At 62.0% G+C, this 12375-nt stretch carries 13 protein-coding genes, 1 tRNA gene and 1 riboswitch; of the genes, 7 read left to right on the forward strand and 7 right to left on the reverse strand.

What is annotated here, in order from left to right:
* The first annotated feature begins 114 nt into the window (after positions 1-114).
* The 3 genes from QN224_RS02315 to QN224_RS02325 all read left to right on the forward strand — a co-directional run bounded on the left by QN224_RS02315 (position 115) and on the right by QN224_RS02325 (position 3623).
* Positions 115-1314 (forward strand): aspartate aminotransferase family protein, encoded by a 1200-nt coding sequence (locus QN224_RS02315; protein WP_283975393.1) that lies wholly within the window; start codon positions 115-117, stop codon positions 1312-1314.
* Between the two features lie 33 nt (positions 1315-1347).
* A complete protein-coding gene (argF, locus tag QN224_RS02320) occupies positions 1348-2265 on the forward strand; it encodes an ornithine carbamoyltransferase (RefSeq protein WP_173511011.1) in 918 nt (305 codons plus the stop codon).
* A gap of 359 nt (positions 2266-2624) precedes the next feature.
* On the forward strand, positions 2625-3623 hold the full coding sequence (locus QN224_RS02325; protein ID WP_173511010.1) for an Hsp33 family molecular chaperone: 999 nt from the start codon (positions 2625-2627) through the stop codon (positions 3621-3623).
* A gap of 41 nt (positions 3624-3664) precedes the next feature.
* On the opposite strand, the gene apaG is transcribed toward QN224_RS02325, so the two are convergent.
* A complete protein-coding gene (gene apaG, locus QN224_RS02330; protein WP_173511009.1) occupies positions 3665-4057 on the reverse strand; it encodes a Co2+/Mg2+ efflux protein ApaG in 393 nt (130 codons plus the stop codon).
* Between the two features lie 109 nt (positions 4058-4166).
* On the opposite strand from apaG, the gene QN224_RS02335 reads away from it, so the two are divergent.
* Positions 4167-4781, forward strand: a complete 615-nt coding sequence (locus QN224_RS02335; RefSeq protein WP_283975394.1) for a CDP-alcohol phosphatidyltransferase family protein — start codon at positions 4167-4169, stop codon at positions 4779-4781.
* Between the two features lie 105 nt (positions 4782-4886).
* On the opposite strand, the gene QN224_RS02340 is transcribed toward QN224_RS02335, so the two are convergent.
* Entirely contained in the window at positions 4887-6071 is a 1185-nt protein-coding gene (locus QN224_RS02340; RefSeq protein WP_283975395.1) for an O-succinylhomoserine sulfhydrylase, read from the reverse strand.
* 44 nt (positions 6072-6115) lie between these two features.
* Positions 6116-6194: riboswitch (SAM riboswitch) on the reverse strand.
* Between the two features lie 74 nt (positions 6195-6268).
* Here QN224_RS02340 and QN224_RS02345 point away from each other — a divergent pair.
* The 3 genes from QN224_RS02345 (at position 6269) to QN224_RS02355 (ending at position 8583) form a co-directional block, all read left to right on the forward strand.
* Positions 6269-7366, forward strand: a complete 1098-nt coding sequence (locus QN224_RS02345; protein ID WP_283975396.1) for a 2'-deoxycytidine 5'-triphosphate deaminase — start codon at positions 6269-6271, stop codon at positions 7364-7366.
* Positions 7367-7493: 127 nt separating this feature from the next.
* A tRNA-Gly gene (locus QN224_RS02350) sits at positions 7494-7568 on the forward strand.
* A 163-nt stretch (positions 7569-7731) separates the two neighbouring features.
* Positions 7732-8583, forward strand: a complete 852-nt coding sequence (locus tag QN224_RS02355) for a transporter substrate-binding domain-containing protein (protein WP_283975397.1) — start codon at positions 7732-7734, stop codon at positions 8581-8583.
* Positions 8584-8603: 20 nt separating this feature from the next.
* On the opposite strand, the gene QN224_RS02360 is transcribed toward QN224_RS02355, so the two are convergent.
* From QN224_RS02360 to QN224_RS02380, 5 genes are all read right to left on the reverse strand, one after another.
* Entirely contained in the window at positions 8604-9416 is an 813-nt protein-coding gene (locus tag QN224_RS02360; RefSeq protein WP_283975398.1) for a sterol desaturase family protein, read from the reverse strand.
* 132 nt (positions 9417-9548) lie between these two features.
* Complete coding sequence (locus QN224_RS02365; RefSeq protein ID WP_173511003.1) at positions 9549-9959, reverse strand: tellurite resistance TerB family protein; 411 nt, start codon at positions 9957-9959, stop codon at positions 9549-9551.
* A gap of 152 nt (positions 9960-10111) precedes the next feature.
* The gene (locus QN224_RS02370) at positions 10112-10918 is read right to left on the reverse strand and encodes a thermonuclease family protein (RefSeq protein ID WP_283975399.1); all 807 of its coding nucleotides are present in this window, start codon (positions 10916-10918) and stop codon (positions 10112-10114) included.
* Between the two features lie 13 nt (positions 10919-10931).
* Complete coding sequence (locus QN224_RS02375; protein WP_173511001.1) at positions 10932-11594, reverse strand: helix-turn-helix transcriptional regulator; 663 nt, start codon at positions 11592-11594, stop codon at positions 10932-10934.
* A 117-nt stretch (positions 11595-11711) separates the two neighbouring features.
* Positions 11712-12227 (reverse strand): helix-turn-helix domain-containing protein, encoded by a 516-nt coding sequence (locus QN224_RS02380; RefSeq protein ID WP_283975400.1) that lies wholly within the window; start codon positions 12225-12227, stop codon positions 11712-11714.
* Positions 12228-12375: the final 148 nt, after the last annotated feature.

Here is a 12375-nt window from a genome sequence, read left to right on the forward strand (position 1 = left end):
CATTGCAGTGCGAAATAGGAATAGTGCCTGCGCCGCCGAAAGGCGGCATTTTTGATTTTTATCGGACGCGATCAGCCGATATCGATGCCAACAGGACGGAAGGAGAAGTTCGCCATGGCCGCAACAACGCCGCTCTACGACACCTATATGCGCGCGCCGTTGCGTTTCGAGCGAGGCGAGGGCGTCTGGCTTATCGCCGAAGACGGCTCGCGCTATCTCGATTTTGCCGCAGGCGTTGCCGTGAACTCGCTTGGCCATGCACATCCGCACCTCGTCGAGGCGCTGAAGGCGCAGGCGGACAAGGTCTGGCATCTTTCCAACCTCTACGAGGTTCCCGGGCAGGAAAGCCTGGCCCGCCGGCTGACCGCCGTGACCTTCGCGGACCGCGTGTTCTTCACCAATTCGGGTGCGGAAGCGCTCGAATGCGCGATCAAGACTGCGCGTCGCTATCATTTCGCCAAAGGGCATTCGGAAAAGTTCCATATCATCACCTTCGAAGGCGCCTTCCATGGCCGCACGATCGCGACGATCGCGGCCGGCGGCCAACAGAAGTACATCGAGGGTTTCGGGCCAAAGGCGCCAGGCTTCTATCAGGTTCCTTTCGGCGACCTCGCTGCGGTCAAGGATGCGATCAATGACGAGACGGCGGCGATCCTGATCGAACCGATCCAGGGCGAGGGCGGCATTCGCCTGGCCAGCAAGGAGTTTCTGCAGGAGTTGCGGGCGCTTTGCGACGAGTTCGGCCTGCTGCTGATCCTCGACGAGGTTCAGTGCGGCGTCGGGCGGACTGGCAAGCTCTTCGCCCATGAGTGGGCCGGCATCCGGCCCGACATCATGGCTGTCGCGAAGGGCATCGGCGGCGGCTTTCCTCTGGGCGCGTGCCTTTCGACCGAAGAAGCGGCCGCTGGCATGGTCACGGGGACGCACGGATCGACCTATGGCGGCAATCCGCTGGCAATGGCGGTCGGCAACGCGGTGCTCGACGTTGTTCTCGCCGACGGCTTCCTGGACCAGGTGCGCGACGTCACTCTCGTTTTCCGGCAGGGGCTCGCGTCGCTCAAGGACCGTTTTCCGGATGTGATCGAGGAAATCCGCGGGGACGGACTGATGCTCGGGATCAAGGCAAAGGTGCCCTCGGCCGATCTGTTGAAGGCAATCCGCGCGGAGAAGCTGCTTGTAGTTCCGGCCGGCGAAAACGTGCTGCGCCTGTTGCCGCCGTTGATCACCACTGCCGCCGAAGCCCGAGAAGGGCTCGCAAGGCTTGAGCGTGCCGCCGAAGCGGTCAGAAGCAACAGCGGCAATGCGGCGGCCTGAACGGCCTGACTTTCACGACAGGAATTTTGAGTGATGACCGGTACCAGACACTTTCTCGATCTTTCGGCGATGACGGCTGCCGACTTGAGGACGATCATTGACGACGCCCGCGTTCGCAAGACGGCGACCAAAGCGGGCACCGCTGAACGGCCGCTTGCCGGCAAGGTGCTCGCGATGATTTTCGAGAAGCCCTCCACCCGCACGCGCATCTCCTTTGACGTCGGCATGCGCCAGCTCGGTGGCGAGACGCTGTTTCTTTCCGGAACCGAAATGCAGCTTGGCCGGGCCGAGACGATCGGCGATACGGCAAAGGTTCTTTCGCGCTATGTCGACGCCATCATGATCCGCACGACAAATCATCGCCGGCTGTTGGAACTCGCCGAACACGCCACGGTGCCGGTTATCAATGGATTGACCGATGATACGCATCCCTGCCAGATCATGGCAGACATCATGACGTTCGAGGAGCATCGCGGGCCCGTCAAGGGCAAGACGATCGCCTGGGCGGGTGATGGCAACAACGTGCTCCATTCGCTGGTCGAAGGCTCGGCGCGTTTCGGATATCGCATGAACATGGCGGTGCCGCTCGGTTCCGAGCCGCAGGACAAGTTCCTCAACTGGGCGCGCAGCAATGGCGGTGAGATCCTGCTTTGCCATGAGGCCGAGGAGGCCGTCGCGGGAGCCAATTGCGTCGTCACCGACACCTGGGTATCGATGAACCAGGAGCACCGCGCCCGCGGCCACAATGTTTTCCAACCCTACCAGGTCAATGGGGCATTGATGAAGCACGCCGCGCCGGACGCACTGTTCATGCACTGCCTGCCGGCGCACCGTGGCGAAGAGGTGACGGACGAGGTCATCGACGGCCCACAATCGGTTGTTTTCGACGAGGCGGAGAACCGGTTGCATGCACAGAAATCGATCCTTGCCTGGTGCATGGGCGTCGTCTGACGAGCGCGGTACCGGTCTTTTGACGGCATTCCGCCCTGATCCGAAGACCCGGTCGTTTGGGGTGGTCCTGGAATGGCCGGTTCGGGACCGTCGGAGACCGGAAGCCCGTGGAACCGGGGTGCCTATTGAATTTTCCGCGCTGAAACACAATTTAGGCGGCATGAGGCCGGCTCCGGTCATGCTGCCGGATAGTGGCCGCCAATCAGTCATTGTGCATTGTGAGCGCGTGCCGCGCACCGTCGGAATGCACGTGCCTTCTGGACAAATCCGATCGCGACAGGGTCAAATGAAATAACGGGCAGACTGCGCCGGGGTATCTATGTCCCCACGCGCCTCGCCCGCGATGCAAGGAGCAAGATATGACAGAAACAGCGCGGGGGCTTGGCGAGTTCGATTTTGCCGGCGACGACCATGTCGTGCCCTTCCAGGTCGAGGGGCTCGACGTGCGCGGGCGCGCCGTGCAGCTCGGCCCTATGCTCGATGCCATCCTGGAGCGGCACAGTTATCCGCTGCCGGTGGCGCGGCTGGTCGCAGAGACGGTGGTGCTGACGGTGCTGCTCGGCACGTCGCTGAAGTTCGAGGGCAAGCTGATCGTTCAGACTCAGGGCGACGGTCCGGTCGATCTCGTCGTGGCGGACTTTTCCACGCCGGACCGGGTCCGGGCCTACGCCCGTTACAGCCAGGAGGCCCTGGCCGCCGCGGAGGAGGGGGGGCGCACGCAGCCCCACGAACTCCTTGGCAGGGGCGTTCTTGCCTTCACCATCGACCAGGGCGCCCACATGCAGCGCTACCAGGGTATTGTCGAACTCGACGGTGCAACGCTCGAGGAAATCGCCGGTGTCTATTTCCGCCAGTCGGAGCAGATCCCGACCAAGGTGCGCCTTGGTGTCGCCGAGCTTCTCGATCGCGACGAAAACGGCAAGCCGCGGCACCGCTGGCGCGCCGGCGGCATGGTTGCCCAGTTCCTGCCGGACGCCCCTGAACGCATGCGCCAGCCGGACCTTCCGGGGGGCGACGGCGACGAGGGGGAGGAGACGTTCCACCTCTTTGAGGAAGATGATCTCTGGTCGGAGGCGAAGGTGATGGTCGAGACGATCGACACCGACGAGCTGACCGACCCGACCGTCGGAACGGAAAGGCTGCTCTATCGGCTGTTCCACGAACGCGGGGTCCGTGTCTATCAGCCGCAAGCTGTCTATGATCGCTGCAGCTGCTCGCGCGAGAAGATCCGCGGGGTGTTGGCGGGGCTCGACAGCGATGACATCGAAAGCAGCATCGAAGACGGCGTGATCAAGGTGACGTGCGAGTTCTGCTCCACCACCTATCGTTTCGAGGCGAGCGAGGTGCGTCCCCAGTGATGTGCCTTAGCTGATGCGTTTTGGCTACCGGGGCCGCACCCTCAGTTGAGGGTGCGGACGAGCCCGGGCGAATCAAGCGAGAAGGCGGGGATCGCCACATTGAATGTCTCCCCGTCTTCGGCCTCCATGCTGTAGTGGCCGAACATGACGCCGGAGGGGGTATCCAGTGGGCAACCGGAGGAATATTCGTAAGTGTCGCCGGGGTTGAGCAGAGGCTGCTCGCCGATCACGCCGGGGCCGCTCACTTCGTCCACCTGGCCGTTCTCGTCAGTAATGTGCCAGTAACGGGTCATCAGGCGAACCGAGATGTCGGAGTGGTTCGATATCACGATGCGGTAACCCCAGACATAGCGGCTATCGTCCGGATCCGACTGTTCTTCCAGATAATACGGTTCAACCGTGACCTCGATGTCGCGAGTCAGGGCACGATACATGTGCACACCCTATGCCAAATCTATTCGGGTATTTTACTGCAATATGGTTTCGGCAAGAATAACAGCAAGATTGCACAAGTCCCATTCAAATTAGACGGAGCCGAAATCCATGCTGGACGGTGCGGTGCGCAGGCGGCTTGATCCACTCCTTGACGGATTGGGCGTCGCTCTCGTGAAGCGGGGCGTAAAAGCCGACACTATCACGATTTTCGGCCTCGGCCTCGGACTACTGGCGGCCGGCCTCATCGGACAAGGGTTCTATCTCGCCGGCGCCGTCATGATCCTGCTCAGCCGGTTGTGCGACGGTCTCGACGGGGCGATCGCACGCGCCAGCCGCAGCACGGATTTCGGCGGTTTTCTCGATATCGTCCTCGACTTTGCATTCTACGGCGCGATACCGCTCGCCTTCATCGTTGCGGATCCGGTCGTGAACGGCCTTGCTGGCGCGTTTCTGCTTTTCTCTTTTTATGTCAACGGATCGACCTTTCTCGCCTATGCCACCATCGCCGAGAAGCGAGCAATGACGACCAGCGTGCGCGGGGCAAAGTCGCTCTATTTCACGACCGGCCTCGCCGAAGCGACCGAAACCATTATCGTCTTCCTGGCCTTCTGCCTGTTTCCCGGCTGGTTCCCGCTGCTCGCATCCTTGTTCGCGATCGTCTGTCTTTACACGGCCGTGTCGCGCATCGTTCTTGCCCGCCTCAGTTTCCCCGAGCCGCGATAAAAAACCGCCCGTGCGTGCGCGGGCGGTTTCGGAGGAGTTCCAGGAAGCGCGTATAGCGGTTTCCGTCCGGAATTGCGTCGTTTCAAAGAGTTGGATGCGGCTTGATCAGGCCTTCACGCCTTTCAAAGCACGGGCGAAATCCTCGATGAGATCCTCGCTGTCCTCGATGCCGGCGGAGAAGCGCACGGTGCCGGCGGAGATGCCGAGTTCGGCGCGTGCCTCGTCCGTCAGGTTCTTGTGCGTGGTCGTCGCCGGGTGGGTGATCAGGCTCTTGGCATCGCCGAGATTGTTGGAAATGCGGGTGATCTCCAACGCGTTCTGGAGAGCGAAGGCCGCGTCCTTGCCACCCTTGAGTTCGAAGGCGACCAGCGTCGAGCCGCCGCTCATCTGCTTGGCGATGATGTCCGCCTGCGGATGGTCCTTGCGGCCGGGATAGATGACGCGCTCGACTTGCGGCTGTTCCGCCAGGAAATCGGCAAGCCGGCGGGCGCTCTCGGTCTGCTGCTTCACGCGCAGAGGAAGCGTCTCGACGCCCTTGAGCAGGGTCCAGGCATTGAACGGTGACATCGCAGGGCCGGTATGGCGGAAATAGTCGTGCAGGTTCTCGTCGATCCATTCCTTGCTGGAAAGCACGACGCCGCCGAGGCAACGGCCTTGGCCGTCAATGTGTTTGGTGGCGGAGTAGACGACCACGTGGGCGCCGAGTTCCAGCGGCTTCTGGAAGAGAGGCGTGGCGAACACGTTGTCCACGACCAGCTTGGCGCCGATTTGATCGGCAAGCTTCGCGACGCCGGCGATGTCGATCACTTCGAGCGTCGGGTTGGTCGGGCTTTCGAGGAAGAAGACCTTGGTGTTGGGGCGAACCGCCTTCTCCCAGTTTGCGAGATCGCGGCCGTCCACCAGCGTGCACTCGACGCCGTATTTGGGGGCGAGCGTTTCCACGACCCACCGGCAGGAGCCGAACAGTGCGCGCGCGGCCACGATATGGTCGCCGGCCTTTACCTGGCAGAGGATCGCCGCGGAAACAGCCGCCATGCCCGACGCGGTGGCGCGGGCGTCTTCGGCCCCTTCGAGCATGCACATGCGCTTTTCGAACATGTCGTTGGTCGGACTGCCGTAGCGTGCGTAGATGAAGCCGTCGGTCTCGCCCTTGAAACGGGCTTCCGCCGCTTCGGAGGTTTCGTAGACGAAACCCTGTGTCAGAAAGATCGCTTCGGAGGTCTCGCCGTACTGCGAGCGGAGGGTCCCACCGTGGACGAGTTGGGTTGCCGGGCGCCAGGTCTTGCTCATGCGACAATCACTTTCAAAACAAAAAAACCGGCCGCGAAAACGGGCCGGTTTGACACCCGGCCTTTTTAGCTACTTGTTTAACGTGGCTGCAAGCCGACCGGCCAAATCACCACGGGATAAAGCTCCAATACTGCCTGGGCGTGCTTGCGTCAATTCCCGGAGTTTGGTTTTGTCTGGCAACTGGAGTGAGGATCGGAATGGCTCGCGAGACAGGAATTTTGGCCGACCGCGCAATCGCCGCGCTGTTCGCCACGAGGCGCTTGAAAAGCGAAAGACCGCTGGATGAAGATCAGATCCAGCCGGCAAGCCTCGACCTGCGCCTCGGCGCCAAGGCGTTTCGGGTCAGGGCAAGCTTCATGCCCGGTCCCGCCCATCTCGTTGCCGACAAGCTTGACCGCCTGAAACTGCATGTCATCGACCTCAGCGAGGGCGCGGTGCTCGAAACCGGCTGCGTCTATATCGTGCCGCTCATGGAGAGCCTCGCCCTGCCGGAGAACATGTCGGCCTCCGCCAATCCGAAGAGCTCGACCGGCCGCCTCGATATCTTCACCCGCGTCATCACCGACAGGGCGCAGGAATTCGACAAGATCCCGGCGGGCTATAGTGGCCCGCTCTATCTGGAAATCAGCCCACGCACCTTTCCGATCGTCGTCAGGCGCGGTTCACGCCTGTCGCAGATCCGCTTCCGCGTCGGCCAGTCGATGCTCTCCGAACAGGAGTTGCAGGCGCTGCACGAAAGCGATGTGCTCGTCGCGAGCGAGCGGCCCAACGTCACCGGCGGCGGCATCGCGCTCTCGATCGATCTCAAGGGCACCGGCCCGGACGGCCTGATCGGCTATCGCGGCAAGCACCACACCTCGGTGGTCGATGTCGACAAGAAGGCCGAGCACCCGGTCTTCGACTTCTGGGAGCCGCTTTACAGCCGAGGCCGTGACGACCTGATCCTCGATCCGGACGAATTCTACATTCTCGTCTCCCGCGAAGCCGTTCACGTTCCGCCGCTCTACGCAGCCGAGATGACGCCCTTCGATCCGCTCGTCGGCGAATTCCGCGTTCACTATGCCGGCTTCTTCGATCCGGGCTTCGGCCACGCTTCCGCCGGCGGCAGCGGCAGCCGGGCGGTGCTCGAGGTGCGCAGCCACGAAGTGCCGTTCATTCTCGAGCATGGCCAGATCGTCGGTCGCCTCGTCTACGAGCACATGATGGAGCGGCCGGAAGGTCTCTATGGCCTCGACCTCGGCTCGAACTATCAGGCGCAGGGCCTGAAGCTTTCCAAGCATTTTCGCGCCGAGTGAGCCCACGGCATGTTCCCTTGAACAGGGCCGATTGAAGAAAAACATGCGGCAATGCGCGTCTGATAAGACGCGCGGCGCTGTAAGCGCTTGACAGATCGCGGCCGTTGATGAAATTTCCGCTTCTATCGCGGGTGTAGTTCAGTGGTAGAACGCCAGCTTCCCAAGCTTGATGTCGTCGGTTCGATCCCGATCACCCGCTCCACTTTTCCCTGTGGTTTTCCGACAATACTGATCGAACCGCCTTCGTGGCGCGTGCCCGTCTCGTGGAGGTTCCTGTAGCCAGTCGGGCAACATCTCGATAATCTTTCGAAAAATCAAACCGAATCCGCGTGTTCCCGGGCCGCGGCTCCAAGAATCGGATCGCAATGACGCGTGCTCTGAGTCTACGAATTTGCGTAACATTGGCGCTTTGCGCCCTGCTCGTCGTCAAACCGGTGCTTGCGCAACCACGGGATCTGCCGCTGCTTTTCGACGCCCGCGAACGTATTGCCCGACCGGACCTCACCGGGCTTGCGCGGCTTCGTTTTCTGACCACGGTCGATTTCCCGCCGTTCAACTTCATTGACCAATCGGGCAAGCTTTCCGGTTTCCACGTCGACCTCGCGCGCGAAATCTGCCGGGAACTGCTGATCGAGGACAAGTGCCAGATCCAGGCCGTGACCTACGCTGAGCTCATCCCGGCGCTTGAGCAGGGCCAGGGGGAGGCTGTCGCGGCTGGCATTGCGGTTAGCCCGGAGCTGCGCCAGCGTTTCGCTTTCTCCAGGGCTTTCATGCAGTTGCCGGCCCGCTTTGCCGTCAACACGAAGGCCGAAGAGCCCGTGGCAAGCGCGGCCGAGCTGGAAGGCAAGCCCGTCGGTGTCGTGTCCGGTACAACGCATGAGGCGATGCTCAAGGCCTTCTTTCCGAAAATCGAGCCCAAGACCTTTCCTGAGCGGAACGCAATGCTCTCCGCGTTGCAACAAGGCGGGGTTGCGGCGGTCTTTTCCGACGGCATGCAACTCTCGTTCTGGGTTTCGGGCAGCATTGCCGGCGGATGCTGCGCCTTGCTCGACGGCGCCTATTTCTCGCAGCACTTCCTTGGGGAAGGGTTGACGATCATGAACCGCAAGGCCGAGCCGGCCTTGACGCAGGCGATCGATCACGCGCTGCTGGCGCTGTCGCGCAACGGCAGGCTCGAGGAGATTTATCTGCGCTATTTCCCGAACGGTATCTACTGAGCAGAGCCGCCCGTCTCAGCCTAATTACGCCGGAACGGCAGCATGAGCGACCAGACGAGCTTGGTCGGCTCCGTGCGTCCGTAGGCCTTGAGGCCGGTCTCGATCGCATCGTCGCCGCTCGCAGGTTGCGCGACATAGGTCGAGAACAGCCGGTCCCAGATGGAAAAGTTGAAGCCGTAGTTCGAATCCGTTTCAATTCTCTCGACGGAGTGATGGATGCGATGCATATCGGGCGTGACGATGAAGCGCCGCAATATGCTGTCGGCCCGATGGGGCAGGCGCAGATTGGCATGGTTGAACATGGCGCCGGCGTTGAGGACGATTTCGAACAGCAGCACGGATAGCGCCGGGGCGCCGAGCGCGATGATGACCGCAGCCTTCCAGACCATCGAGAGAAGAATTTCCAATGGATGGAAGCGGAGCGCCGTCGTCAGGTCGACGCCCGGATCGGCATGGTGGACGCGATGGATGCGCCACAGGATCGGCAGCTTGTGCGACGCGACGTGCTCCAGCCAGACAGCAAAATCCAGCGCCACGAAGGCGATGAGGCCGGCAAGGAGAGGCGGGACGCCGAGTGCGGGCAGTGCACCATATCCGCGTGAGTCAGCCCATAGCGCAACACCTGTGGCCGCAGCCGGAAAGGCTACACGCAGCAACAGCGAGGAAAGAAGGAGGATCGAGAGATTCGTCGCCCAGCGGCGGGCCTTCAGCGCTTTCATGAGTTCCGGTCGCTCGAGGCGCGGATGAGAAAGTTCAAAAAGCGCGAGCAGGGTGAAGGCGGCGGCAAAGGCGACCAGCCGCCAGAGGGGTTCCGCAATACCGAAAAACAGCATCTGTCAGGATCTCATCGACGAGGTTGCGCTCCAGTTGCGCCGACCGTCGGGCAGCCTTGCATCCCGCATTCTTGTGTCTCGGCCTACGAGAATCGAGGGCGCAAGACACGCTGGCATGGCCGCGGTCGCCGGTTATTTCCGGAAGCGCGCAATGGCGCCGCGTTCGATTGCGGCGCAGGTCAGCTTGTCGAGGCCCAGCCGGTCGCGCAGCAATTGCAACAGCCGGATTTCCTCGTTGCGGATGCGCTGATCGGCGGCCGCAAGCTCGACGGCGAGCGCATAGGCCGTGTCATAAAAACGTTGCGGCAAGGCTTCGCGGATCATTTCAAGAATGACGTCGAGGCCCTCCGGCGCGGAGAGCTGGTTCGCGCATTCGCGGCCGATCTCGATCAGTCGATGCTCGTCGAAACCGTCGAAGGCGGGCAGGAACTGGACGAGCCTGCCGATGCCGGCGAACTCATCGTCGGCCATGTTCCTGTCGACGGCCGACATCATCACCATGACATAAATGAAGGCTTCGTGCTGGCTGAGGTTTGGCGGCATCGTCTTCCGGACTCCTGTGACCGAGTGCAGTTAGAGCAATTCCAGGAGAAGCGTGCGACGGTTTTCCGTCCGGAATTGCGTAGTTTCAAAGAGTTAGATCATTTCACCGTTTCAATGAAACAGTGAAGTGATCTAGGAGTTTCGGGTTGGGCTTACAAGTCCGGTACCGCGTTGTCGGGGACCATGCCCGCCGTCGGGTCATCGATGACGAGCGGCGCACGGCCCAGATCGCGCGGGTCATCTCCATAGAAGCCGCGCTTGGCGCTTCGGGCGGCTTCTGCCTTGGCTTCGAGGGGAGTGCCAGGCAGCGGCGTCGCCCAGCCGTTGCTGACCAGCCATTCCGCCGGATTTTCGGTTCCGACCTTGCAGGCCGCGGTAACGGTTCCCCCGGAACGGTCCTCGGGCTGATCGCAGACGAGGGCGCGCGCTCTCAGGTAATTGCTAAAGGCCGTGCGCGCGACTATGCCGCAGGGCCAGCTTCGGCCGTTGCCTTCGCAGGTCTTTTCGGCGCTTTCCGGCTCGATATCCTTGAGCTGCACGGTCGTGTCGCCCGACCGGATCAATCCGGCCGCAAGCGCGACCGGGCGTTGGAACACAACTGTGGCCGCCGCCGGCTTCTCTTTCGGTTCGGAGAGCGGCGGTCTCGGCGCAATGCGCTCGAGCGGCTGCGCGATACCGTCCTCCGGCAAGGCGAAAAGCTGCGGCTCGATTTTCCGTACCGGGAGCCGGCCGACCTTTCCGCTTTTGGCCTTCTGCTCGGGCAATGTCGGACTTACTTCGGCGGGCACATCTTCCGGCGGATCCGGGGCTTCGACTGCTGCCACATCCGGCGCTTCCAGGGGGAAATCCGCTATAGCGCGTTCCTGGCTGCGGATCGCGGCAGCACCGCCCCAGAGAATGCCGGCGTACAGCATGAGGGCGGCAAGCCCGCCGGCGAAGGTGAACAACTGCTGCCGCATCAGGAAGAATATCCTATTGGCTGGCCCAGATGATCCGGGCGATCCACTCCACGTCTGACATTTCGAAATTGCGGTTCGGGTGGTCCGGGTTGAGCGACAGGAGTTCGATGCCGCGCGGCGTCTGCCGAGACAGTACCTTCGCCATCACCTCGCCCTCGCAGGTCTTGACGACGACGCGATCGCCGCGCCGCACTTGCGCGGTCGGGTCGACAATCAGGACATCGCCGTCGCGATAGAGCGGCAGCATGCTGTCGCCCTGGATCTCCAGCGCGTAGATACCGGAGCGGCGGCCAAACGCGGTCGGAAATTCGACAACATCCCATCCGTGGCCGACCGGAAAGCCGCCGTCGTCGAAGAAACCTCCGGCGCCAGCCTGGGCGAAACCGATAAGCGGGATGTCCGCCGCCGATTGCCCCCGCTCGTCCGCCGGCACCCTGCTTTCCGTTGCAGGGCGCATGAGGGCCATGAACTGGTCGAGGGATGAGCCGGTCGCTTCCAGGATTTTCGAGATCGATTCCGTCGAGGGCCACCGGTCCCGACCATCGGCAGATTGGCGCTTCGACTTGTTGAAGGAAGTGGGATCAAGGCCGGCACGGCGCGCCAAGCCGGACGGCGACAGCCGATGACGTTCGGCCAGCGCGTCGATGGCGCGCCAGATGCTGTCGTGTGAAAGCATTCGATCCACTCCGGAAGGGCGAGGGACCGCCATTCCTTCTGCCGCCCCTACATTAGCGAAGCAGGCAATGGCCGTAAAGAATGCGAAGGAAAATAGTCCTTTTCGGGTCGGTTGCGGTCACACGAGCTCACGCTCCGGTGCCTTCCTGGCCACGACCTGCTCGTAGGCCGCCTGCAGCGTCTGTCGCACCGTGGGCCCGTCCGGAACCGAAGGTGAGGCGCCGAGATGTTCGACCCGCAGTTCATCCATGAACCGCTCCCAGAGTTCCGGGCCGCCTTCCTCCATCAGTTGGGCGCGGATGCTCAATTCCTCGCTGACCGGCAGATAGCGCCGGCCCCAGGCTCCGAGATGCGCCATGATCGGCACCAGTGCGATCGTCATCTCGGTCAAGCTATAGATCGCCTTCTGCTTGTGGCTGGGATCGTCGCTCTTCGTCAGCATGCCCATTTCCACCAGCGTCTTCAGCCGATCGGCGAGAATGTTGGAAGAGATGCCCTCCTGCGAGCGCAAGAGTTCGCGGAAATGCCGCTTACCGCCGAAAATCATGTCGCGGATGATCAGCAGGCTCCATTTGTCACCGAAGACTTCGAGCGAGAGATTGATCGGGCAAGCCGAGCGATGGTCGTCTGTCATGCTGGTCCCTATGGTTCACGATGATCTTGCGACTGGACCCAAGATCATGAACGCGAACGATTCTGGCAAGTTGAGATGCGGGATGCTGGCAAAAACCGCTTGCAGCTTTCCACATCGGGCTAAACCGCTTGCATTATCGCATCAGTGA

Origin of the sequence: Sinorhizobium sp. 7-81 (assembly GCF_030124405.1) — a bacterium.
Lineage (GTDB): Bacteria > Pseudomonadota > Alphaproteobacteria > Rhizobiales > Rhizobiaceae > Sinorhizobium > Sinorhizobium psoraleae.

What these genes read in the sequence shown, in the direction of transcription:
- QN224_RS02335 (WP_283975394.1), top strand. Translation starts at nt 4,167, where the DNA reads ATGCTGGACGGTGCGGTGCGCAGGCGGCTTGATCCACTCCTTGACGGA.
- QN224_RS02380 (WP_283975400.1), bottom strand. Translation starts at nt 12,227, where the DNA reads ATGACAGACGACCATCGCTCGGCTTGCCCGATCAATCTCTCGCTCGAA.
- QN224_RS02345 (WP_283975396.1), top strand. Translation starts at nt 6,269, where the DNA reads ATGGCTCGCGAGACAGGAATTTTGGCCGACCGCGCAATCGCCGCGCTG.
- QN224_RS02315 (WP_283975393.1), top strand. Translation starts at nt 115, where the DNA reads ATGGCCGCAACAACGCCGCTCTACGACACCTATATGCGCGCGCCGTTG.
- QN224_RS02325 (WP_173511010.1), top strand. Translation starts at nt 2,625, where the DNA reads ATGACAGAAACAGCGCGGGGGCTTGGCGAGTTCGATTTTGCCGGCGAC.
- QN224_RS02375 (WP_173511001.1), bottom strand. Translation starts at nt 11,594, where the DNA reads ATGCTTTCACACGACAGCATCTGGCGCGCCATCGACGCGCTGGCCGAA.
- QN224_RS02355 (WP_283975397.1), top strand. Translation starts at nt 7,732, where the DNA reads ATGACGCGTGCTCTGAGTCTACGAATTTGCGTAACATTGGCGCTTTGC.
- QN224_RS02370 (WP_283975399.1), bottom strand. Translation starts at nt 10,918, where the DNA reads ATGCGGCAGCAGTTGTTCACCTTCGCCGGCGGGCTTGCCGCCCTCATG.
- QN224_RS02360 (WP_283975398.1), bottom strand. Translation starts at nt 9,416, where the DNA reads ATGCTGTTTTTCGGTATTGCGGAACCCCTCTGGCGGCTGGTCGCCTTT.
- QN224_RS02340 (WP_283975395.1), bottom strand. Translation starts at nt 6,071, where the DNA reads ATGAGCAAGACCTGGCGCCCGGCAACCCAACTCGTCCACGGTGGGACC.
- argF (WP_173511011.1), top strand. Translation starts at nt 1,348, where the DNA reads ATGACCGGTACCAGACACTTTCTCGATCTTTCGGCGATGACGGCTGCC.
- apaG (WP_173511009.1), bottom strand. Translation starts at nt 4,057, where the DNA reads ATGTATCGTGCCCTGACTCGCGACATCGAGGTCACGGTTGAACCGTAT.
- QN224_RS02365 (WP_173511003.1), bottom strand. Translation starts at nt 9,959, where the DNA reads ATGCCGCCAAACCTCAGCCAGCACGAAGCCTTCATTTATGTCATGGTG.